This is a genomic window from Melghirimyces profundicolus (genome assembly GCF_003054245.1).
Taxonomy (GTDB): Bacteria; Bacillota; Bacilli; order Thermoactinomycetales; family DSM-45169; genus Melghirimyces; species Melghirimyces profundicolus.
In genome coordinates this window covers 78,636-101,032 of sequence record NZ_QBKR01000006.1, presented here as the reverse complement: position 1 = coordinate 101,032, position 22,397 = coordinate 78,636, and the positions used below count along the sequence as shown (strand labels likewise).

The 22,397-nt window shown below is 54.5% G+C and carries 17 protein-coding genes and 2 pseudogenes; 17 read left to right on the top strand and 2 right to left on the bottom strand.

Annotated elements, in window-relative coordinates:
- Window positions 1-164: 164 nt before the first annotated feature.
- Window positions 165-1,490: an MFS transporter gene (locus C8P63_RS06150; protein WP_108022467.1), complete on the top strand. Its 1,326-nt coding sequence runs from the start codon at window positions 165-167 to the stop codon at window positions 1,488-1,490.
- Window positions 1,491-1,933: 443 nt separating this feature from the next.
- On the opposite strand, the gene C8P63_RS06145 is transcribed toward C8P63_RS06150, so the two are convergent.
- Window positions 1,934-3,052 carry a mandelate racemase/muconate lactonizing enzyme family protein gene (locus tag C8P63_RS06145; protein WP_108022466.1) on the bottom strand — a complete coding sequence of 373 codons (1,119 nt, stop codon included), beginning with the start codon at window positions 3,050-3,052 and terminating at the stop codon, window positions 1,934-1,936.
- Between the two features lie 190 nt (window positions 3,053-3,242).
- Here C8P63_RS06145 and fdhF point away from each other — a divergent pair, with 190 nt between their 5' ends.
- The 16 genes and pseudogenes from fdhF (at window position 3,243) to C8P63_RS06065 (ending at window position 19,630) form a co-directional block, all read left to right on the top strand.
- A complete protein-coding gene (gene fdhF, locus C8P63_RS06140) occupies window positions 3,243-6,200 on the top strand; it encodes a formate dehydrogenase subunit alpha (RefSeq protein ID WP_108022465.1) in 2,958 nt (985 codons plus the stop codon).
- 1 nt (window position 6,201) lies between these two features.
- Entirely contained in the window at window positions 6,202-6,687 is a 486-nt protein-coding gene (locus C8P63_RS06135; RefSeq protein ID WP_170109525.1) for a helical membrane plugin domain-containing protein, read from the top strand.
- A gap of 35 nt (window positions 6,688-6,722) precedes the next feature.
- Window positions 6,723-6,962, top strand: a complete 240-nt coding sequence (locus C8P63_RS06130; RefSeq protein ID WP_108022463.1) for a heavy-metal-associated domain-containing protein — start codon at window positions 6,723-6,725, stop codon at window positions 6,960-6,962.
- A 673-nt stretch (window positions 6,963-7,635) separates the two neighbouring features.
- A pseudogene (locus tag C8P63_RS19990) lies at window positions 7,636-7,704 on the top strand (hypothetical protein); the annotation flags it as partial.
- A gap of 84 nt (window positions 7,705-7,788) precedes the next feature.
- Window positions 7,789-8,121, top strand: a pseudogene (locus tag C8P63_RS19895) (mannonate dehydratase); the annotation flags it as partial.
- Between the two features lie 17 nt (window positions 8,122-8,138).
- Window positions 8,139-8,879 carry an SDR family NAD(P)-dependent oxidoreductase gene (locus C8P63_RS06120; protein ID WP_108022461.1) on the top strand — a complete coding sequence of 247 codons (741 nt, stop codon included), beginning with the start codon at window positions 8,139-8,141 and terminating at the stop codon, window positions 8,877-8,879.
- A gap of 17 nt (window positions 8,880-8,896) precedes the next feature.
- Window positions 8,897-9,439, top strand: coding sequence for a bifunctional 4-hydroxy-2-oxoglutarate aldolase/2-dehydro-3-deoxy-phosphogluconate aldolase (locus C8P63_RS06115; RefSeq protein WP_245920728.1), 543 nt, complete (start codon window positions 8,897-8,899; stop codon window positions 9,437-9,439).
- An 80-nt stretch (window positions 9,440-9,519) separates the two neighbouring features.
- Entirely contained in the window at window positions 9,520-9,786 is a 267-nt protein-coding gene (locus C8P63_RS06110) for a carbohydrate kinase family protein (protein WP_108022460.1), read from the top strand.
- Window positions 9,787-10,015: 229 nt separating this feature from the next.
- Window positions 10,016-11,323, top strand: coding sequence for a neutral/alkaline non-lysosomal ceramidase N-terminal domain-containing protein (locus C8P63_RS06105; RefSeq protein ID WP_108022459.1), 1,308 nt, complete (start codon window positions 10,016-10,018; stop codon window positions 11,321-11,323).
- Window positions 11,320-12,096 (top strand): glucosamine-6-phosphate deaminase, encoded by a 777-nt coding sequence (locus tag C8P63_RS06100; RefSeq protein WP_245920726.1) that lies wholly within the window; start codon window positions 11,320-11,322, stop codon window positions 12,094-12,096. Before C8P63_RS06105 ends, C8P63_RS06100 begins: the two co-directional genes overlap by 4 nt.
- The gene (locus C8P63_RS06095) at window positions 12,093-13,268 is read left to right on the top strand and encodes an N-acetylglucosamine-6-phosphate deacetylase (protein ID WP_108022458.1); all 1,176 of its coding nucleotides are present in this window, start codon (window positions 12,093-12,095) and stop codon (window positions 13,266-13,268) included. The genes C8P63_RS06100 and C8P63_RS06095 overlap by 4 nt, the downstream gene beginning before the upstream one ends.
- Window positions 13,265-14,023 carry a sugar isomerase domain-containing protein gene (locus C8P63_RS06090; RefSeq protein ID WP_108022457.1) on the top strand — a complete coding sequence of 253 codons (759 nt, stop codon included), beginning with the start codon at window positions 13,265-13,267 and terminating at the stop codon, window positions 14,021-14,023. Before C8P63_RS06095 ends, C8P63_RS06090 begins: the two co-directional genes overlap by 4 nt.
- A 1,029-nt stretch (window positions 14,024-15,052) precedes the next feature.
- Complete coding sequence (locus C8P63_RS06080) at window positions 15,053-16,453, top strand: beta-galactosidase trimerization domain-containing protein (protein ID WP_108022455.1); 1,401 nt, start codon at window positions 15,053-15,055, stop codon at window positions 16,451-16,453.
- Window positions 16,395-17,492 (top strand): ROK family protein, encoded by a 1,098-nt coding sequence (locus C8P63_RS06075; RefSeq protein ID WP_170109524.1) that lies wholly within the window; start codon window positions 16,395-16,397, stop codon window positions 17,490-17,492. The genes C8P63_RS06080 and C8P63_RS06075 overlap by 59 nt, the downstream gene beginning before the upstream one ends.
- Window positions 17,493-17,843: 351 nt before the next feature.
- Complete coding sequence (locus C8P63_RS06070) at window positions 17,844-18,848, top strand: extracellular solute-binding protein (RefSeq protein ID WP_342748061.1); 1,005 nt, start codon at window positions 17,844-17,846, stop codon at window positions 18,846-18,848.
- Window positions 18,845-19,630 carry a carbohydrate ABC transporter permease gene (locus tag C8P63_RS06065; protein ID WP_211308250.1) on the top strand — a complete coding sequence of 262 codons (786 nt, stop codon included), beginning with the start codon at window positions 18,845-18,847 and terminating at the stop codon, window positions 19,628-19,630. The genes C8P63_RS06070 and C8P63_RS06065 overlap by 4 nt, the downstream gene beginning before the upstream one ends.
- A gap of 312 nt (window positions 19,631-19,942) precedes the next feature.
- Here the strand turns inward: C8P63_RS06065 and C8P63_RS06060 are convergent, their stop codons facing one another.
- On the bottom strand, window positions 19,943-22,294 hold the full coding sequence (locus C8P63_RS06060) for a M14 family zinc carboxypeptidase (RefSeq protein ID WP_108022452.1): 2,352 nt from the start codon (window positions 22,292-22,294) through the stop codon (window positions 19,943-19,945).
- Between the last annotated feature and the right edge of the window lie 103 nt (window positions 22,295-22,397).

Genomic DNA, 22,397 nt, shown 5'->3' with positions numbered 1-22,397 from the left:
GACAACGATCACCCTTCTCAAGCTGCGTCGGTGGAGACCGGATTCCTGCCAACGGGAAAAGGGGCTTGAATTTTCACCCGGAGAAAGGTGGTGATGACCTGCTGGTTCAGACTTATGGAGGATCTCTATCAGACGATTTGAAAATCCACGGGGGGTGATTTGTGATGGCCCAAAAAAATCAGGTGTTCAAAGCTGCTTTCTCCAGTTTCATCGGGACGGCGATCGAATGGTATGATTTCTTCTTGTACGGAACGGCCGCCGCTTTGATTTTCCCGCAGTTGTTTTTCCCGGAATCAGAGCCTTTGATCGGGACGCTTCAGTCCTTCGGAACCTTTGCTCTCGGTTTTGTCGCCCGGCCGGTCGGCGGGATCATCTTCGGGAACTACGGCGACAAGATTGGGCGCAAGTCTATGCTCATCCTCACCCTGTCGATCATGGGTATCGCCACGTTCCTGATCGGTTTGTTGCCCACTTACGAATCAATTGGGATTTGGGCCCCCATCCTTCTGGTCGTCTTACGTCTACTGCAAGGGGTCGGCGTTGGAGGCGAATGGGGCGGAGCTGCGCTGATCGCCGTGGAACACGCTCCAAAAGGAAAACGCGGCTTTTACGGCAGTTGGACCCAGATGGGTGTGCCGGGAGGGCTGCTTCTGTCCACGGCCATTTTCGCCATCTTTTCGGCGCTGCCCAAGGAGCAGTTTATGACCTGGGGATGGCGCGTCCCCTTCTTATTCAGCATTGTCTTGATCGGAGTGGGGATGTTCATCCGCTTGCGCGTAATGGAAACCCCTGCGTTTGAAAAGGTGAAGGAGTCGAAGTCGGAATCTCGGCTTCCGATCTTGGAAGTGCTCCGCACCTATCCGAAACAGGTTCTGCTGGCGATGGGAGCACGCTTTGCCGAAAACGGTTCCTTCTATATCTTCAGTGTGTTCGTGCTCTCATATGCGACGGAGCAGCTGGGACTCCCGCGAAGCATGATCCTCAACGGGGTGTTGATCGCCACCGCAGTCGAGTTTTTCACCATTCCCGCTTTTGCCGCCCTCTCCGACCGCATTGGCCGGCGTCCTGTCTACATGGGCGGCGCGGCATTCTCGGCGCTGTTCGCCTTTCCCTTCTTTTGGATGGTCGATACGAAGCATACCATCCTGATTTGGCTGGGCATCGTCTTGTCGATGGCGATCGGACACGCCGCGATGTACGGGCCTCAGGCGGCTTTCTTCTCGGAACTCTTCGGGACGCGTGTCCGCTACAGCGGTGTTTCGATCGGTTATCAGCTGGCATCCGTCTTTGCGGGCGGTCTCTCACCGCTGATCGCGACCACGCTGCTCGCTTGGACGGGCGGGGATCCGTGGGCCGTCGCCTTGTATATGGCTGCTATGGCGATCCTGACGTTCGTTTCCGTCTACCTTGCCTCGGAAACCTTCCAAGGAGACGTCCTGGAGGAGAAACCCGGGACGACGGTGTCCGGAAGAGAGACGGTCTCTTCTTAAGGGGATGGGGTCGAAACGGCGGTCCCGGTTCCCCGGGCCTGTCCCGCGGCGCCCCGGTCGGATTCTTCGTCTCCTTCCAGTCAATGGAGGAGGCGTTGACCAACTCCGAAAAGAAGTGGTGCCTTGATCAGAAAACGCGTGCTTGCGGTATTGTATGAGATGGGGCCTCCTCGCTGTATTCCTGGACGGGGCTTCCCGCGGATCGGTTGTTGACGGACACCTTGGCTCCGGAAGAGATCAACATGGGGTTTGACCGACTGGATCGGCGAGAGGCGGTTCGTCTCGTCGTCATTCCGTCGTCCGATAAGGAACGTGAAAAGAGAGATCCTTCCTCCGGAGGACCTCTTTTCTTATTCTTCAGGGATCCGTGCCGTTTTGATCGTACACAGGCGTAACCTGAATCCCCGTGGAAAACGGAAGCAACCTCAAGAGCCGGAAGTTTTTTATCCATAGCTGGAACCATCCCAACGATAAGCTTCCAAAAGCTGCGGGTCCGGTTCCATCCCGATTCCGACCCCCTCGGGGATTGTGACGGAACCGCCCGACGGTCGAATCGGAAGGAGCGAGGTGAAGGGATTCTCCATTGCATCCCATTCCACCGGCTCAATCTCTTCCCCGTCCATCTTGCTCCAGGAGGAGAGACAGCTTTGGGCCAACAGGGCATAGCAGCGGGACAAAATCCCGTCAAAGGCATGGGGGGAAACCCGCAGCCCGAAGTGGCGGGCCAACTGCAGGGTGTCGCGGAAGTCGTCCACGCCGTTCACATGCATGACATCCGGTTGCATGATATCGACCGCATTCTCCTGCAGCAGGGGGAGGAACTGCTTGGGTCCCGGGAGATTTTCTCCCCCGGCAACGGGGATCGGGCAACGGGACCGGAGAAGCCGGTATGAGTCGGCACGGTCCAGCGGAATGGGTTCCTCAAACCAGAGCCAATCACCCCCGCTTTCGAACAGCCGGTTCCATCTCAGCGCAGTTGCCACATCATAGCTCTGGTTGGCGTCCACTGCCGCCTGAGCCTGTCCTCCCAGCATCGCCTTCAAGGATGAAATATGCTGCTGATCTTCCCGCAAGGACTTTCCACCGACTTTCACTTTGAGTTGCCGAAAACCGTCAGCGACCGCCTGTTCCACCATCCGCAAGGAATGGCCGGCCCAGTCCGGCCGATCCGTGTAAGATTGGAAAGAGGCGTAGACCGGGACTTTGGGCCATCGTTTTCCTCCCCACAGGTCACAGACGGACATACCCGCTTTTTTGGCCGCGATCTCCGTCAGTGCCATGCTGACACCTGCCGCAATGCGGGGATGCCACTTTTTAATGGTGGAAACCAACTGCAACCGCTTCGTACTCGGTTGCCCCAGTAAAAAGGGGATGACCCGCTCCTGGAATCCTTTTTCCAGTACGGGCAGCCAATCGACACATTCCCCCCATCCCTCGATCCCGGATTGGGTTCGGATCCGGAACCAAAAGGCGCTCCGGTAGAATTTGTACCCGTTGGCGTCACCGTATGGCTCTTTCAATCGAAAAAACAAGGGGTATGTATCCACCTGGTGAATTTTCATTGCCGTCCCACCCTTATTATTTCTAGGTTTTCCATATCATTTCTCAGACTCGTTTGAGTTCCGCATTTTTATGTTCCACCCGGGATCGTGCCCGGATTCCTTTGGCGGTACACAAAGGAGGGTATATCTTTACCAGAATAAGGAGACCCCAAATAAAGAATAAACCGCTGTTTTAAACGGGGGGAAGAAGATGGGAAACGATCGTTTTATTCGAATCAACAATCAGACATACCCGCTCAAAGAGGGTCAAACCATTCTGGAAGCCGCTGAACCCGGGGATATCTACATCCCGAGCATTTGCTATCATCCCCAATTGGGTGGATTGCAAACGTGCGATACGTGTTTGGTGGACGTCAACGGGGAGCTTCGACGGGCCTGTGCCACGGAGGCCCAACCCGATATGCGGGTCGAAACCTTGACCGACCGGGTGAAGGAAGCGCAGTATGAAGCGATGTCCCGTATTTTGAAAAACCACGAACTTTACTGCACGGTCTGTGACAATAACAATGGGAACTGCGAGGTCCACAATACGGCAGCCTATTTGCAGTTGGACCACCAAAAATACGATTTTCAACCCAAGCCGGATCCGCCGGATAACTCGCATCCCTTTTACCGTTACGAGCCGGACCAGTGCATCCTCTGCGGCCGGTGTGTCGAGGCGTGCCAAGATCTGCAGGTCAATGAAACCCTCACCATCGACTGGAACCGTGAAGTACCCCGCGTGATCTGGGACGACGATGTCCCCATCGACCAGTCGTCCTGCGTTTCCTGCGGTCATTGCGTATCCGTTTGCCCCTGCAACGCTCTGATGGAAAAGTCGATGCTCGGGGAAGCGGGGTATCTGACCGGGATACCGGCAAACATCCTGGAACCGATGATCGACCTGACGAAGGAAGTGGAACCGGGGTACAAAGAGATTTTCGCCATATCGGAAATGGAGGAGAGCATGCGAAAGTCCCGGATCAAACGGACCAAAACGGTCTGCACCTATTGCGGTGTCGGGTGCAGCTTTGAGATCTGGAGCAAAGGACGCGAGATTCTCAAAGTGGAGCCACAGGTCGAAGCCCCGGTCAACGGTGTTTCCACCTGCGTGAAAGGCAAATGGGGATGGGATTTCGTCAACAGTGAAGAGCGTCTGACCAAGCCGTTAATCCGCAAGGGAGACCGGTTTGTGGAAGCCACTTGGGACGAAGCCCTGGATCTCGTCGCTGAAAATTTGAAGGGGATGAAAAGGACCCACGGTCCGGACGCCCTCGGTTACATCGCCTCTTCCAAATGCAGCAACGAAGAAAATTACGTGTTTCAAAAGTTTGCGCGGGCCGTTATGGGTACCAACAATGTCGACAACTGTTCGCGCTATTGCCAGTCTCCGGCGACTGCCGGTCTGATGCGGACGGTCGGCATCGGGGGGGACGCGGGAACCATCCGGGATATCGCCGGTGCCGATTTGGTCATCGTAGTCGGAGCCAACCCCGCCGAATCCCATCCCGTTTTGGCCACCCGGGTGAAACGGGCCCACAAACTCCATGGTCAGAAGCTGATCGTCGCCGACTTGCGGGAAAACGAGTTGGCCCAGCGGGCGGACCTGCACCTTCATCCCAATCCGGGGACCGACCTGGTTTGGATCTCGGCGGTCACCAAGTACATTGTGGACCGGGGATGGGCGGATCAGGAATTTTTGAACAACCGAGTGAACGGTGTGGACGAATACATTGAGTCCCTCGAAAAATTCACCTTGGCGGATGCGGAAGACGTGACCGGGATCAGCCGGGAGGAACTCATCCGTGTGGCCACCCTGATCCATGAAGCAGAAAACGTCTGCATCCTGTGGGCGATGGGGGTAACACAACATATGGGGGGAACAGAGACCAGCACCAGTATTTCCAACTTATTATTGGTTACCGGTAACTACGGCCGTCCCAACACCGGAGCTTATCCCCTCCGGGGACATAACAACGTTCAAGGGGCCAGCGATTTCGGGACGATGCCGGCCTGGTTCCCGGGGTACGAACCGGTTCAGGATGACAAGGTGCGCGCTCGCTATGAGAAGGCCTGGGGAGTCTCCCTGCCGAAACAACCGGGTTTAAACAACCACCAAATTGTCGAAGCGATCCATGACGGAAAAATCAAAGGGATGTATCTGTTCGGCGAAGAGATGGGACTGGTCGATTCGAATATCAACCATGTCCATGCTGCCTTTGAGAAGTTGGATTTCTTTGTCGTACAGGATATTTTTTTCTCCAAGACCGCCCAATTTGCAGATGTGGTTCTTCCGGCAGCGCCCAGTCTGGAGAAAGAAGGAACATTCACCAATACCGAGCGGAGGATCCAGCGTTTCTACCGGGTATTTGAACCCCTCGGCGATTCCAAACCGGATTGGGAGATTATTCAATTGATAGCCAACCGCCTGGGTGCGAACTGGAACTATCACCATCCGAGTGACATTATGGATGAAGCATCCGGCTTAGCCCCTGTTTTTGCCGGCGTCAGCTACAAACGCCTGGAAGGATGGAACAGCCTGCTGTGGCCGGTGAACGCCGACGGTCAGGACACCCCCGTTTTGTACACGGACCGGTTCAGGTTCAAGGATGGAAGGGCCCGTTTGGTTCCTGTCGATTGGACCCCGCCTTATGATCCGGGGGAAGAATACGATCTTCACCTGAATAACGGACGCTTGTTGGAACACTTCCACGAAGGGAATATGACCTACAAATCGAGAGGGATCACTCATAAAGTTCCGAACCCTTGGCTGGAGGTTTCTCATCAACTGGCCGAGGAACGCGGAATCAAAGACGGCGCACTGGTTCGGCTTAATTCTCCCTATGGGACCGTCAAGGTTCGGGTGCTGGTGACGGACCACGTGAAAGGGAATGAATTGTATCTCCCGATGAATTCCACGGAGGAAGAGAAGGCGGTTAACCGATTAACCAGCAGTTACCACGACAAGGTGACACACACCCCCAACTTTAAGGAGATGCATGTAAAGATGGAGGTGCTTGAACCGGAAGGGGAATCACCGTTGCCGCGGGCCAACCACCGCTTTGGAAACCGGGTGCCGCAACTCGGCGTCAAAGTGGAGGAGAAGTGGCAGCGTCCCGACTACGAACCCGTGATCGAAACCATCGATGAAGGTGAAGGAGGGGGTTAACATGGCAAAAGCCATCACACACATTGAAAAACATCGCCATGATGCCAGCCAGGAACGGGCCCAGACGCTGGATCAACTGTTGAATGTTGTGACCGAGCATAAAGAGGCGCTGTTGGCGGCATTGGATATCTTAAGCGAACTCCACCGGGCGGGGGTATTGGATATACTGCGGGGGTTATTGGAAAACCGGCATGAAGTCGGTGCAATCGCCATCAACCAATTCAATCGGCCGGATACTCACCGGATGATTAAAAACGCGATCGGGGGGGTGGAATTTTTAAGCCGGCTTGACCCCGAAGAGATTCAAACCGTGTTAAAAGCCACAGGGAACGGCATTCGGCGAGCCAACCAAGCCGTGCAAGAAAACGAACGAACCGGTTTCTGGGATCTGGTCAAAACCATCCGTGATCCCGATGTCCGTTCGTCATTCAGCATGCTGACCGGTTTTGTTCAAGGGATGGGCGAAGCGGTTCGGCCAAAACCATAACCGCTTTATGATCACTTCGGCTGGGAGGGAATGGGATGGTCACCAAAACGATCCGCGTTCAGGGGATGGTCGATCCGAACGACACCGATAAAGTAAGCCATGCGTTGCACGAGGTTTGGGGAGTGAGAAAGGTGGACGTCAGCCTGAACCGGGGAGAGGCCACCGTTTCATACGATGAACACGCGGCTTCCTTTGCCGATTTCCAACAGGCCCTCCTCGATCAAGGGTTTGAGATTTTTACGGAGGACGGGACAGAGGAAGAAAAAAAGGTGTAAGGAGGATCAGGGAGCTAAAAAAGGCAGGGGAGGTGGAAATCCATGGCTCCGTTTATATGTGAGGTTTGCGGCCGGACCGAAACTCCTTCGGATCACGAATTATCCGCCGAGGATCGAATCAAGGAGGAAATCCTTCACATCTGTGAAAGCTGTATAGAGGATCGAAGCAGGGGAGACGCGTAACGGCCTTCGCCGTTCCGGAGCTTGCCCGGATGCTCAGTATAGTTGGAAACGAGCGATTCCTTCCATCGGTTCGGGATGGCCCGGGCGATGATCCAAAAACCACGGGATCCATGAGAAAAGCCTCCCGTAAGAAGAGGGCATAATTTGTACAACCGACCCAAACTCATCATGATTCTGAAAAGGGGAGCAGGTGATTGGGGCGATGGTGGAATCAGGAGAGGCTTTGGAAACGGTTGATGGCTCTAAAGCGTTGTGATTTCATGTTCGTTTCGAGAAAAGGGGAAGCGTTTACCCAAAATAGCGACTTTGCTGTCCTGTCCAGCGGAGCGGTGCAACCATCTCTGCAGGACAGCATAGCGCGACCGGGAGCAAAGCGACCCAGGCGAGACTTGTGCTCGGTGAGTGCACCCGGAGCGGCGGCAGATGACCGACCTGGCAACGATGGGATTATTGCGCCGGTTTGTGGGAACGGACGGATTCCCGCAGTTTCATGTCATACCCTCGTCATGCATCCTTTCACCGCATTCTTTGTGAACGGATCAGCAGTTGGCCTGGGATATGGAACTCCTTGGACCCATGGTCCAAAGGAATTTGTTACATCAAGGCCAAACGTTACTTTGCACTTGGTGGGGGAGGGAACGCAATGAAATTAACTTTTCGTTGGTTCGGAGCGGATGACCCCGTCCGTCTGGAATTCATTCGTCAAATCCCCGGTATGACCGGAATTGTCACCAGCATCTATGAGATCCCGGTCGGGGAAGCCTGGCCGTTGGATCAGATTCTGGCGCTGAAGGAAGCAGTCGAGCGAGCCGGTCTATCGTTGGAAGTCATCGAGAGTGTGCCGGTACATGAGGATATCAAGCTGGGGAAACCCAGCCGGGATCGGTATATTCAGAACTATAAAACGACACTGAAACATTTGGCCATCGTGACCGGTGGGAGCGCGTGCTGGGGCGAGCCTTCTGTCAGGCGTTGGCCGTATGCGGGGCGTCCGTGGCTGTCATCGGACGTAACCGGGAAAAGTTGGATCAGGTGGTCCGGTCGATCAAGGACTTGGGCGGGACCGCCATGGGCGTGGCGGCGAATGTCCTGAAATCGGGAGAGTTGCGGGCGGCCCGGGACACCATTGAGAGGGAATGGGGTCCGTGCCGCATTCTCGTTAACGGAGCCGGTGGAAACCGTCCCGACGCCACGACCACCCTCGAGTACCATCAACCCGGTGAAGCTGAAGAACGGGAACGGGTGACGTTCTTCAATCTGGATCCCGAGGCCGTCGCTTCGGTTTTTAACTTGAATTTCCTCGGTACGTTGCTTCCCACCCAAATTTTTGGGGAGTCCATGGTACGGACAGGGAAAGGCGTGATCATCAACATTTCTTCCATGAACGCATACACCCCCTTGACCAAGATCCCGGCATACAGCGGGGCCAAGGCAGCGGTAAGCAATTTCACCCAGTGGCTGGCCGTCCATTTTTCCCGGTCAGGCATTCGGGTCAATGCCATCGCTCCCGGCTTTTTCTTAACGGAACAAAATCAGCCGCTGTTACTGCGGGATGACGGCACCTATAATGAACGGGCCAACAAAATCCTGGGTCAAACCCCGATGAACCGGTTCGGCCAGCCGGATGAACTGATCGGCACCTTGTTGTGGATGGTGGATGAAAAAGCCTCCGGATTTGTCACCGGGATCGTGGTTCCGGTCGACGGCGGATTCTCCGCATACTCCGGGGTCTAGAATCAGGAGGGATACCGATGAAGCAATGGAGGGTACTCAGTCAACTGGTCAAGGAGCGGGTGGTGGCCGTCATTCGGGGAGAGACCCCGGAACAGGCGGAAGCCGCGGCAGCTGCCTGTTATCGCGGGGGAATCCGGAATTTGGAAGTGACTTTCACCGTGCCGGAAGCGGAACGGGTCATCGGCAACCTTCGTCGGCGGTTTCCCGAAGCCCTGATCGGCGCCGGGACGGTGTTGGATGCTGAAACGGCGCGGGGCTTCCTTCGTGGTGAGTCCTCATCCGGAGGAGACCCTGGCCCGGATGTGCCATCGTTATCAAGTGCCTTATCTCCCCGGATGCATGACCGTGAAAGAGATGGTGGAGGCGTTGGGATGGGGTTCTCCATCCTGAAGTTGTTTCCCGGAAACGCCTTCGGTCCGGCATTCCTGAAATCCTTAAAGGGACCGTTACCACAAGCGGAATTTATACCGACCGGGGGCGTAAACCTCAATAACGTCACCGATTGGTTACAGAGTGGAGGTGGCGGTCGGGATCGGGGGAGAACTGATCCGCCCGGCTGAAAATGGGGATTTCGAGGAAGTGGAGCGAAGGGCGCGGGAATTAATGGCGAGAGTGAAGACGGATCGGGAGGAAGTCGGAGATGTCTGAGGGGGCCGTCGTGATATTGGGCGAGATCATGCTTCGGTTGTCTCCTCCAGGGGCAAAGAGAATCGTCCAGGCGGAGAACTTTGACCTCGTTTACGGTGGAGTGGAAGCCAATGTCGCCGTCTCCCTGTCTTGTTCGGTTTATGTCCCCCGATTGCCGGAAAATAGGGATGCCGTGGGTCAGTCCCTCCGTCCCGCACAGGTCATTTACGACCGCGAAACTTCCGCCATGGCGGAAGCCACACCGGAAGATTTCGACTGAGAAGCCCTTTTTCAAGGAGCCGCCCTTTTCCCCATTTGGGGGATTTATTATTTGAAGATTTAAATTTAACTATTTATTGCGACGTATGATAAAGTAAACGGAACAAAATTAGTCCTAAACTATGACTAATGAGGAGCGAAATGGAGACGGCAGATTGGGGTGGTCTCGCCTTTGATTTTCTGTATCCACACGATGGAGCGAGTCGGCCGGGAAAGGGGGCGTCGGTCAAATGAAACCGCATTTATCTTTGGGGGCCGTCAAGGTGGATATTACCCCGGAACAACCTGTTCCGTTAGCGGGCTTTCAAGAGAGGAGAGGGAGTTTTCAAGGGGTGGCCCACCCGTTGCAGGCACGGATCCTGGCTTTTGAATACCGGTCGCTGGATCGACGGACGGAAAGGGGACTCCTCCTGTCAGCTGATCTCATTTGGTGGGATACGAAGCATGTGCAGCGATTGCGGAAGCGCTTGTCGCAACAATGGAAGATTCCTGAATCTTCCCAGATTCTCCACGCGACACACACCCATTGCAGCCCCCAAACCAGCGATGGGTTTACGCCGTCGCTGGGAGAATTCCACCCCGCTACCCTTTCTCACTTGGAAGAAAAGATCTTTGACGGGATTGAAGAAGCTTTTGGGGAAATGGAAGCCGTCTGCATTTACCGGGGGTTCGGAGAGTGTGGAATCGGGATTCATCGGCGGAAACTCGTCGATGGGAAAGTAAGGATGGTTCCTCATCCGGAAGGACCGGCCGATCCGGAGGTCAATGTGATTCGTTTCTGTACCGAAGGTGGAAAACCGAAAGCCCTGTTAATTCACTATACATGCCACCCCACCACGACGGATGAGAATGTGGTTTCGTCTGAATTTCCCGGGGCAGCGATGAATGAGATTGAAGAACGGGTCGGGGATGGAGTGGTGGCGGCCTTCTTACAAGGATGCTGCGGGGATATCCGTCCGGCCTTGTTCCGAGACGGTACCTTCCATCGAGGAACGGTGCAAGACGTCGACAGTCTGGGGCAAGCGCTGGCGGAGGAAGTGATGAAGGTGTTCGCTCAACCCATGAAGGAGTTGTCCCCGGTGCCGTTACGGAGTCGGACCTTGCGACTGAACCTTCCGTTCGGAAGGTTGCCGTCTCTGGAGGAATTAAAGGAGAAAAGCCGCCGTCCAGGGATGGAAGGAGAGTGGAGCCGGCATCTCTTGGCTCACCCGGAGCGGATTCGCCCGCATCTTCCATTCGAGTTGACCCATATGGAAATGGCCGAGGGGTTTTCATTGCTTGCGATGAATGGCGAAGTGGTAGTGGAGTACGGCCTCATGATCAAAGAACGGTTTCAGGGGAGGGTGCTCCCCGTCCCATACAGCAACGGGATGATCGGATATATTCCAACGGCAGCCCAAACGGAAGAAGGGGGATATGAAGCGGAAGAATCCACGTTCTACTTCGGGTTGCCTGCCTCTTTTTCGCAATTGTTGGAAGAGAGGATCGAGGAAGCTCTTTTGAAATGGATCGATGGGGGACAGGGGGGAGGACATTGATTCCGGAGCCGATGCAAACCAGGAAGGTGGATCAATTAGAGGTCTGTATCTATGCTGATCGAAAAGCGATGGGAGAGGCTGCCGGGCGGGAGGTGGCCCAAAAAATAAAGGAGTTGTTGTCAAAGCAGGATCGGGTGCGTATGATCTTTGCTTCCGCACCGTCCCAAAACGAGTTCTTGGATCACCTGGGCCGGGAGCCCGACATCGACTGGTCCCGGATCACGGCCTTCCACATGGATGAATACCTCGGTTTGCCGGAAGAGGCGCCACAACGGTTCAGCCGATATCTGGAGGAGCACCTTTTTTCGGCCGTTCGCCCGGGACGAGTGCATTTCATGGCCCCCACCCGTTCCGTTGCGAAAGAATGCGAGCGATACGCGGCGTTAATCCGTCAAGCTCCGATCGATCTCGTTTGTCTGGGGATCGGTGAGAACGGGCATCTTGGATTTAATGATCCGCCGGTTGCCGATTTTCATGACCCGGACATCATCAAACCCGTCGAGTTGGATGAGCGCTGTCGTCAACAACAGGTCAACGACGGTTGTTTTCCCGAAATCGACGCGGTTCCTTCTCATGCCCTCACACTTACGATTCCCGCCTTGATGTCGGGACGCTTTGTATATGGGGGGGTCCCCGGTCCATCCAAAAGGGAAGCGGTTCGGTCCGCCCTATTCGGTCCGATCACCACGGCCTGTCCCGCTTCGGCCCTGCGCCGCCATCCCCATGCCGTTTTATATGTCGATTCCGATGCGTATGGAGTTGTCAAACGATGAAAGAATGCATAGGCATCCATTACCGGACGGGTAGACCGATCCGTCTCAAATGGCATCGTGGAAACATCGAGGAAATCCAGGAGCTTTCGGACGGGATCGGAGACGACCTGCCTTATCTTGCACCGGGCCTGGTTGATTTACAAGTGAACGGATACGGCGGTTATGATCTCAACGCATGGCCGATGGAGGAAGAGCATGTGCGCCATGTGACCCGGGGTCTTTGGAAAGAAGGGGTGACGTCTTATTTTCCGACGATCATCACGAACAGCAACGAAGCGATCGAGCGTGCCGTCGGCGTCATTTCCGCCGTGTGTGACAAGGAGAAGGGGATGGATCGGTGCATTGCCGGCATTCATTTGGAGGGGCCTTTTATTTCACCGGAAGAGGGTCCCAGGGGGGCGCATCACCGGGAGTATGTGAAAGGACCGGACTGGTCGCTGTTTCAACGATGGCAGGAGGCGGCCGGGGGAAGAATCAAGGTGGTGACGTTATCCCCGGAATGGCCGGGAGCCGGTGAATTTATCCAAAGGTGTGCAGCACAGGGGGTGATCGTCTCCATCGGCCACACGGCCGCGACCCCTGAACAGATTCGGGAAGCGGTGAATGCCGGAGCCTCCATGTCGACCCACTTGGGCAACGGTGCTCATCTGTTGCTGCCCCGTCATCCCAATTACCTGTGGGAACAGTTGGCCCAGGAGGATTTATGGTCCTGTATGATCGCGGATGGATTTCACTTGCCGGAGTCGGTACTGAAAGTGATTCTGCGGGTGAAAGGGGAAAAGGCCCTGTTGGTGAGCGATTCGGTTTCCTTTTGCGGGATGGAGCCCGGGGAGTATACCACGCATATCGGCGGGAAGGTGGTATTGACCCCGGAGGGGAAGCTGCATCTGGCGGAAAACCCGAATCTGCTCGCCGGATCCGCACAGACGCTGAAGTGGGGAGTGGAGCACTTGAAGAATACGGGATGGTGTCCGTTGTCCGAAGCATGGGAAATGGCCTCCACTCGCCCCTCCCGGGCAGCCAATCTGCCGGGTCGGGAGGGGTTGGCGGAGGGCGCACCGGCCGACTTTCTCCTCTTTCAGCGGAAAAAGTCGGCCCTTCATCTGCTGAAAACCTACAAACACGGGGATTGTGTCTATCATGCAAGAAACGTGAAGGGGGACGGTTCATGAGGACTTCGGTGATCACTCAATATTGGAACAAAGTGGTGGCTCATTTGCGCTGGCTGCATGATGAGGAGGAGGAATCGATCCGGAAAGCGGCTCGGGCCATCGCCGATCAGATCAAACAGGATCGGATTGTGTATGCTTATGGACCCGGGGGCCACTCCAACTTGGGGCCTCAGGAGATTTTTTTTCGAGCCGGGGGATTGATGCACATCAGCGCCATTTTGGACGAAGGAACCCTCCTGAATAACGGGGCCCTTCGCTCCATGGCCATTGAGCGAACCCCGGGATACGGAAAAATCGTCATCCAAGACCATGGATTGCAAAAGGGCGATTTGTTGATCCTCATCAATGCTTATGGCATTAACTCGGCAGCCATAGATGCCGCGATGGAAGCGAAACGATTGGGAGTCCAAACGATCGGCGTCACCTCGGTGCAACATGCCTCCTCCACTCCCGATCACCATCCTGCCCGTCACCCTTCAAAGAAAAATTTACATGAGTTGGTGGATATCGTGGTGGACTCGAAAGTGGAGGTGGGGGACGCCGCGGTCGAGATTGAAGGATTGAACCAGCGTGTGGCGGCCATGTCCACCTTTGCCAATGCCTTTTGTTTAAATGCCATGGTTGCCGCAACCGTGGAGATTCTGGTGAAAGAAGGACTCCATCCCCCCATTTGGACGAGCGGCAACGCCCCGGGAGGGGATGAAGCCAATGCCCGATTCATTCAGCGATTCAAGGGTCGAATCAAGAATTTGTAAGCTGCTTCTCTGTGTTGCATCCGCAGGCGTTTGCCCCTGCCCGCAGCAGGAAGATTCGGAGCGGACAGTGCCTGCATCCCTGCAGGACAGCATAGCGAGACCGGGGAGAGAAGCGACCCAGGCGAGACTTGTGCTCTGTGAGTGCAGCCGGAGCGGCTTCGGGTAAATGCCGCCGCTCACTTTTTCACAATACTTCTGGGGTTTCCGTAAACAGAAGGAGGTGTGGGGATGAAAACCCCGTTTTGGGCGCAATGTTTGTTGAGAATCGTGGACTTTATTGGTTTAATGCGGAACACGTGGAGGTACACGATATCAGTCTGGGTGAATCTGGGATTACTTTCTATCAATCGGAGTATGCGGTGGAAGCGCGTTCCGATCTTCTTACCCCGATTTGCCGCGCTCACAATGCCGCGGGAATCCACCCGATCGTTTATTTCAACGTCCATTGGTTATCTCCCGGGTTAAGCCGCCGGTATCCGCAATGGTTGCAACGGGGGGAAGGGGGAGAAGTGCTTCCGAGTGCATACGGAGCGGGCGGGTATTCCTGTGTAAACTCTTCTTTCCGGAAATACGCCTTTGGAACCATTCGGACCCTCGCCCGCTTTCCCATCAAGGGCATTTTTCTGGACGGTCCCTTATTCCGGCCGGACGGTTGCTTTTGTGAAGCCTGCAAAACGGCGTTTCGACAGGAATACGGCTACCCGGTGTCCCGAGAACGGGACTCGGATCAGAACAGGGATTGGTTCCGGTTTAAAAAAGAATCGATTGCGCGGTTTATGAAAGACTGCAACCAGTGGTTGAAGGCGGAGCGTCCCGGTACGATGATTTACATGAACAGCCCTCAATTGACCCCGACCCAATACTGCAGTCGGGACAACCGCCTGACGGTGAAACACCAGGATATGCTGTTGGCGGAAGGCGGGTTTTTAAGCGGAGATCTGAGACGGAGCGTGGAAGCCGGCAGCGACGGCTCAGCTGCTGGAAACCCAGTCCTAGGGGAAACCATACTGTGTCGCCATTGCCGGGCGTTTGGCTCCTTGGTCCCGCTATCTTCTGACGGGGGCGGAAACCTGGATTGCACATGCGATGGCCGTCGCTCACGGAGCCAATACCTGGTACGGCATTTATCAGGACAACAATACCGATGCACGGATGAACACGGTGAAAGCCGTCAATCAGTTTCTGGAACAAAATGAGGAGGATCTGACGGGAACGCGGTCCGCTGCACGGGTGGCATTGCTTTGGTCGGATTCAACGGCGAACCATTACCAATCCACTTCGGAAGAGACGGATTTCACCCGGGGTGAGGACCGTTTGACAGAATGGCAGCAAGGAGATGCCCGGGGATCCTTCATGGGGTGGTATGACGCCCTCTCCCGAAGCCGCATCCTGTTCGATGTCATTGACGAGGCATCCATTGGGGATGGAAGCTTTCAAAGGTACGATCTGGTCATCTTGCCGGAGAGCAGTTGCATGTCGGAAGAGGAAGCCGGTCATTTGGAGGCGTATGTTCGCCGGGGAGGTAAACTGATTGCTTCTTTCGACACGGCCTTCTATGATGAAGAAGGGACCCGTCGGCCTCAGCCTTTATTGGCGGACGTGCTGGGGTTGAAAGAAGTGGTGGGCATTCTGCCCAGCCGCTTTGATCATATGGAGACGGAATGGGGAGATCCGTTATTGAAGGGAATGGATCAATCTTTGATCCCCGCCCCTTCGTTGAGTGTGAGGGGAAAACCCTCCCCGGGTGTTCATACCGTGATGCGGTATCGGAGAAAACAGGAATCCCGCTATGAAGAACTGCCGGATGCGACGGACTTTCCCTTTATCCTGCGCAATCGACACGGAGCGGGAGAGGCGATTTATCTTACCGGAAACGTCGGGAAATTTTATGAATGTTATGCATTGCCGGAGTATCGAACCTTAATGACGAACGCCGTCCGGGAATTGTGCGAAGATTGGGTGATCGTTGAGACGGAAGCGGAATCTCTGCACCTTTCATTGCGCAAAAAGAAGAACCGGTGGATGTTGCATCTCATTAACTATACCGGCTCGATGACCCGGCCGATCGGTTCGGTGCTTCCGTTAAGAATGTTGCCGATCCGGCTGAGAATTCCCGGGTTTCAGGCCACACGAATTTGGAGTTCCGCACTACAACGGACGCTTCCCTTTCAAGAAGCCAATGGGGAAGTGATCACGGAGTTACCGGAGCTTTCGATTTACGATATTCTCGTCGTGGAACACGGATCGGCTTCGGGTAAATGCCGCCGATCCCTTTTTCACAATACTACCAGGGGAAAAGGACGGGACGCGCATCATGAAAAAAGGAACCTCCCTACTTCGGACACAAAACGAAAAACGAGTGTTGAAATATTTGAGACAACATCCGGGAAGTTCCCGTCAGCAAATTGCCAAGGCGCTGGGTGTCAGTAAAAACACGGTTTCTTTGATTATCGACCGTTATATTCAATCCGGAATAGTCAGGGAAACGGGGACGGTGGAGGCGGGGAATGTGGGTCGTCCCCGAATTCGGTTGACCATCGATTCCCAATCCATGACCGCAGCCGGGATTCTCATCGGAAAGAAGACCGCGCAATATCGGGTGATGGATTATGCCTCCAACGTTTTGGAAACGGGAGAAATGGCGCTCCACGGTGAGAACCCCGACACGTGCCTGGAGGAAATCAAACGTTTGTGCCGCTCCCTTCATCGCCAATACCCGACGCTCTTGGGAATCGGAATTGGAATCCCGGGTTTGGTCGACCCCGTCGCCGGTGTGGTTCATTACTCGGCTCACTTGGGGTGGGATCGAACGGAAGTGAAAAAGACGATCGAATCTTGCTTGGCTCTGCCGGTCTATGTGCTCAACAATGTAAAAGCCGCTTCATTGGCTTGGTTGCAACCGGCTCAACCCGCTTCATCCGATCTGTTTTACATCCGTTTGGGGGAGGGGGTGGGGGGCGCCTACATTCATGAATCCGGGGTGTTCCATGGTTCCAGTTGGACCGCGGGTGAAATCGGCCATTTGTCGGTCCGGGAAAACGGGCCTGTCTGCCGATGTGGAAAAAAGGGATGCCTGGAAACCCTGGTGGGTGTACCGGCCATCCTTCAGGTGATGGCGGAAAGGGCGAAACGGAAGTTCAGCGGACCAAAGGAACTTCGCCGGTTTCTGGATGAGCCTGAGAACCGGGACCGGGTGAAGGAGGTGATGTGCAGGCTCGGTTATGACCTGGGACAGGTGCTTCCCTCCGTGATCCATTTGTTCAATCCCCGACAAATTATTATTGACAGCCCCCTGGATCGAAGCTCAGACTTCCAGCAAGCGATCATCGACGAAACCTGCCGGAAAACATTGAGTTATTCCTTTCATCAGGTAGAGATCCGGTTTGTGTACACCCCCCATGCCATTCTCAGCGGTGCGGCACAAGCAGTCATTTTGGAGTATGAAAACGAACAGATTTTCGTAAATTGACAAAAAAAGGAGTTTGATGATATATTTGGATTATCTCTTAATAGTCCTAAAGTATGACTAATTAAAAGGATCGTCTCTGCTGTTGAATAGAGGTGTTCAGATGTTCGATCTTTCGTGTCATAGGGTACTCTTTTCGGGAATAAAATTTTAGAATTTTCTTACATAAAACTTGATTACAACCGGAAAACGTTCCTGAAGTCAGTACCGTCAGGGTTTTATCAGAGGGGAGTCGGTGGTTGATTTCCCTATCCTTCTCGGTCAGGATATCGGTCAAAAGTTGCTGACAGCCCTGGCTGCAGGGACCCTATATTGGCATGGTGAATTCGAAACTGTATAAAAAAGCCGGTTTGAATCCCGATCACCCCCCCCAAGACCTTCGAAGAAGCACTGCAACATGGAAAAACCATCCATGACAAACTGCCGAATGTCTATGGAATGAACGCTTTCCCCAACATCATGGCGTTTGTAGCCGCAGATCTTCCCGTTTTGAATAAAGACAAAACAAAAGCGGTGTTCAATTCACCGAAACATGTGGAATTCGTCCAGCAATATGTGGAGGGTTACAAAAACGGAGCCATTGCAACCGGTGTGATCGGCAAAGAGGAGCGGGAGCTGCCCCAGAACATGAAAAATGAACAGATTGCCATTTCGACGATGGTGGGCGCTTTTCATCTGACCGACTATGAAAAAAATGCCCCCGACGTCTACAAAGAGGTGAAAGTCATTCCGGCCGTGCAGTATGAGGGGGGCGTCAACCCCATCAAAGGGATTCAAACCTTTGTGGTTCCCAAAGGAAGCGAGCACCCGAAGGAAGCGGCCGATTTAGCCCTGTTTGTGACCAATCCGGAAAATCAGTTGGAATTCTGCAAAAAAGTGCCGATCTTTCCTTCCACTGTCGAGACGATGAAGGATCCTTTCTTTACGGATTTTCAAGTGAAAACGAAGGGAGATCAAGCCCGCAAAATTATGATTGAATCCATGGAGGATCTGGTTCTCGACAACCTCGGGATCCCGCAGTCCGTTCCCCAGGAGCTGATTGAAGCCGCGCGAATCGATGGTGCCGGCCGCATCCGGATTGTCTGGAACGTCATTGTCCCTCTGTTACGTCCCTTCATTGCCGTCTGTCTGATCCTGTCCAGCATGGGGGCCATGCAGGTCTTCGCCAGCATCTATATGATGACGGACGGCGGTCCTCTGAACAGCACGATCAACCTGACATACTACGTCTATGAAGAAGCTTTCACCCGTCTGGATATGGGCTACGCGACGGCGATGGGTATGGTGCTTTGGCTGATTATGGTGGTTCTTTCAGCGATCCACTATCGTTTGACCAAAGGAGGGGAAGCCATCCAATGAACCGCAGAAAAACTCCGCCGGTTCGCTATCGGCGCTGGTTGAAAACGATCGCCATGTATCTGTTATTAATGTTAATGGCCTGCTTGTTCATCGGACCCTTTATCTTGCTATTGTCCACGGCATTTAAATCGGATGCTCAGGCCGCCTTTGGATTTCCGCCGGAACTGGTGCCGCACCCACCGGTATGGGACAATTTCGATCAGGCATGGAATGATATCCCCTTCCCCCGATATTTGTTTAATTCGTTTTTTCTGGTTGCCGTGATGGTTCCAACCCATCTGTTCCTGGCTGCTATTACCGCTTATCCTCTGGCGCGGATGAAGTTTTTCGGTCGAAACTTCATTTTCTATGCGATTATAGCCACCATGTTTATTCCGGACGAAGTGATTCTGATTCCGCGGTTTTTGATCGTAAAAACCCTCGGTATGACGGATTCCTACTTGGGAATCATCGTTCCCGGGTTGATCGGTGCCTTTTCCGTCTTTTTAATGCGCCAGGCCTACTTGACCATTCCGAAAGAAATGGAAGAAGCGGCCATTATCGACGGGTGCGGCCCCTTCCGGCTGTGGTGGAACATTATGCTTCCCCTGACCGCACCGACGATGGCCGCTTTGGGAGTCTTTTCATTTATTTCGGTATGGAACTCCTTCATCTGGCCTTTGGTGGTTCTCAAATCTCCGGAGTTATATCCGCTTTCCCTTGGTTTGGCATACTTGGCCGGGATCTTCGGTACGGATGTTAAAGCGCTCGCCGCCGGGGCCATGATTTCTGTGACCCCGTGATTATGTTCTATCTTTTGATGCAGCGCTATTTCATCTACGGGATGCAAGGAGCTGTCAAGCGGTAGAGAAAGAATACGACGGACAGCTGGAGGAAGGACTGAACGTCATCGATGAAGTGGTTAACGAATGGTGTAAATAAGTCTGATGATGGAATCTCCAATGATCGACGGCTCCTCTTTATCGAGGTTCAGTACGTTTTGATTCATCACTTCCGATTCTTCACCCTGATTAAAACAACAGCGGGAGAAGCCCAACCTTCGAGGTTGGGCTTCTCCGCTTTCATCACAGAATCCCCGGCTGTGTCCAGCGAACTCAACCGCTCCAGATCGCGTTGGACAGATAACGGTACAGATAAGCGGTATGACCGCGGAAAGCGGGTTCCAATCCGATCAGTACCACAGGGTGATTCTTTTCCCGGACGATGACCGGTTTCCCCTGTGCCTCGTTCCGCCCTCTCCAGTGGCCGGATTGGAAGAAGTCGTTCCCGTTTCCGTAGGAGGCGGCCACGGTAACGCTGTCGGTGTCGGTATACCAGCCCGGTCGATAGACAAAACCGAGATCCTCTTCTTCATAACCGGCCGTGAGGGGGTGGTCCGCATTGTCGACCTGGACGATGCCGTTGCTGTTGGAGCCCCCCGTTTGGACTTTCACTTGGCTCAGTTCCAGTGTTACCGTCGCTTCCGACGCGGCGGATCCGACGGCTACGTAGGTTCCGCCCGCTTGGACAAAGGCATGAAGCTGTTCTTTCAACCGCCGGTATTGTTCTTCATTCTCCAGTCCGAATTCCCGGTTGGCTTTACTGAGATCCCAGCGAATCAGCTTGGAGGTGCCGGCGTATACGAACACGTCATATCCCTCCAAGCCTTTTTCCGCCACCGTGCGGGGGTGTAACTCCGTCACCCGAAAACCCATCCGCTCCAACGCATGACGGGTCCCGGCGTGGGACTGGGACTTGTCCGTTCCGCCGTCTTTCAGGATGGCCACATTCATACTTTCCACCGGCTCGGTTTCTTTCGGAAGTTCCGCGGTGTTCAAAGTCAGGCCGGACTCCCGGACCGCCCGGAGGACTTTTGGACCGGAATCTCTCACATAGAAGTCTCCCTGTCGATCCCGGTAAACAGCCACGCCTTCCTGCAACAGTCGGTTCACCATCGTTACGGCTTCCACGGATTGGTTGGGAATCCGATACGGTCCGTTGCCCTGGAGGGAACCGGTGTTTTCCGCCCGTTTCACCGGCGTGGTTGTCACATCCAGCTCCGCATTGATGGGGTCGGCCTGGAATCCCCAAAGTTGCGGCAAGCTCCATGCGGATATGTCGTACATGGCGGGGGTCTTTTCCGAGATGTCTTCCCCTTCCCATAACATGGTGTTGGCCAACCCCGCTTTGGCCTGATCCATCGGCACGATATAGGTGCCGGAAGGATAGTCGACTCCGCCTGCGGAAAAACCGGTCCGGGCTTTTTCCACCCGGATGTCGTTATCGATCAGATGGTTGACGGCCCGACGGGTGGCACCGGGGTTTTCCGGGTCCACCGGGAGGATGTAGGCCTGGGGAAAGAACTCTTCCGGGTGATGGGGGTGGTTAAAACGGATTCCCCGGCGGAACATCTCCAACTGGTCTTCCAGCATCTCATTCTTGTTTTGGACGGTGAATTTGAGCGCTCCCATCACCGCATCCACGTGCCAACGGACCCCGTCCCAATCGTTGGTCGGCGCTTCCAGGGTATAGGCGTAGGACCCGTGATACATCGCGTACATCGGGGTGAAGATGGGGGGATAGTCGTCCCATCCGGCCGTGTCGTCCCGGGCCGGGATGTACGTGCCGGTCATGTTCCGGTACAGATCGGATTCGTACAGGGACCGGTTTTTCACCACTTCCCCTTCCATCGCTTCGGCCTGGTCGAGTGCCCACTTCGAAAACAGGTCGTATTCGTAGTTCGGATTGTGCGGCGGGGTGCAGGGCTCCATCAGACCCGGTTTCGTCTTTCCGCCGAATTTCACGTATCCGTGCAGGTCGAGGAGGACAAGGGGGTGCCAACGGGTGATCAAATCGACCATCTGTTGGGTCTCCGGCTGGGACTGGGTGATGAAATCCCGGTTCAGGTCAAAGCCTTCGGCGTTGAACCGGGTGGCGGAGATCCGGCCGTCGGGGTTGGCGATCAGGTTGAACACCAGCACGCTTTCCTTCAGGATGGTGCGGGTGGTGTCATCCTCCCCGTTGGCAAAGCGGTCCAACAGTTTGAGCACGGCGTCGCTTCCCACGAACTCCGTTCCGTGAATCGAACCGTTGATCATGATGGGGACTTTGAATTCGGTGTTCTGTTCCTTCCATGCGTCGGCCTTCAGGTGGTTGTTGAGCATTTGCTTCCGAATTCTTTGATAGCGGGCAAAATTTTTTTCAGCCCCCGGTTCGGACACCGTCACCACATACATCGGGTGCCCCCCGGCTGAGGTTCCCTGCTGCCGGACGGTGACCCGCGGGTTCTGCTTGAGATCCTTCAGGATCTCATCAAAACGGGAATATTTTACGAAATCGTAGTGTTCGCTGTTGAACAAACTCCGGTCCGCTTCCCCGTCCGCATGATGAGACCAAACTCCCATCGGGGCAAGCGCGGTCAAGGTGAGCAAAAGGATCAGTGCCCATTTCCATCGAGATGGACGCAATGAACCGATACCTCCTTTTCTTTTTTTTATGGGGCTGGACTCTTCTCTTTTTCTCTCTGATTCGTTGAAAATCCTTTATCATTCGAAATTTTTCATGCCGTAA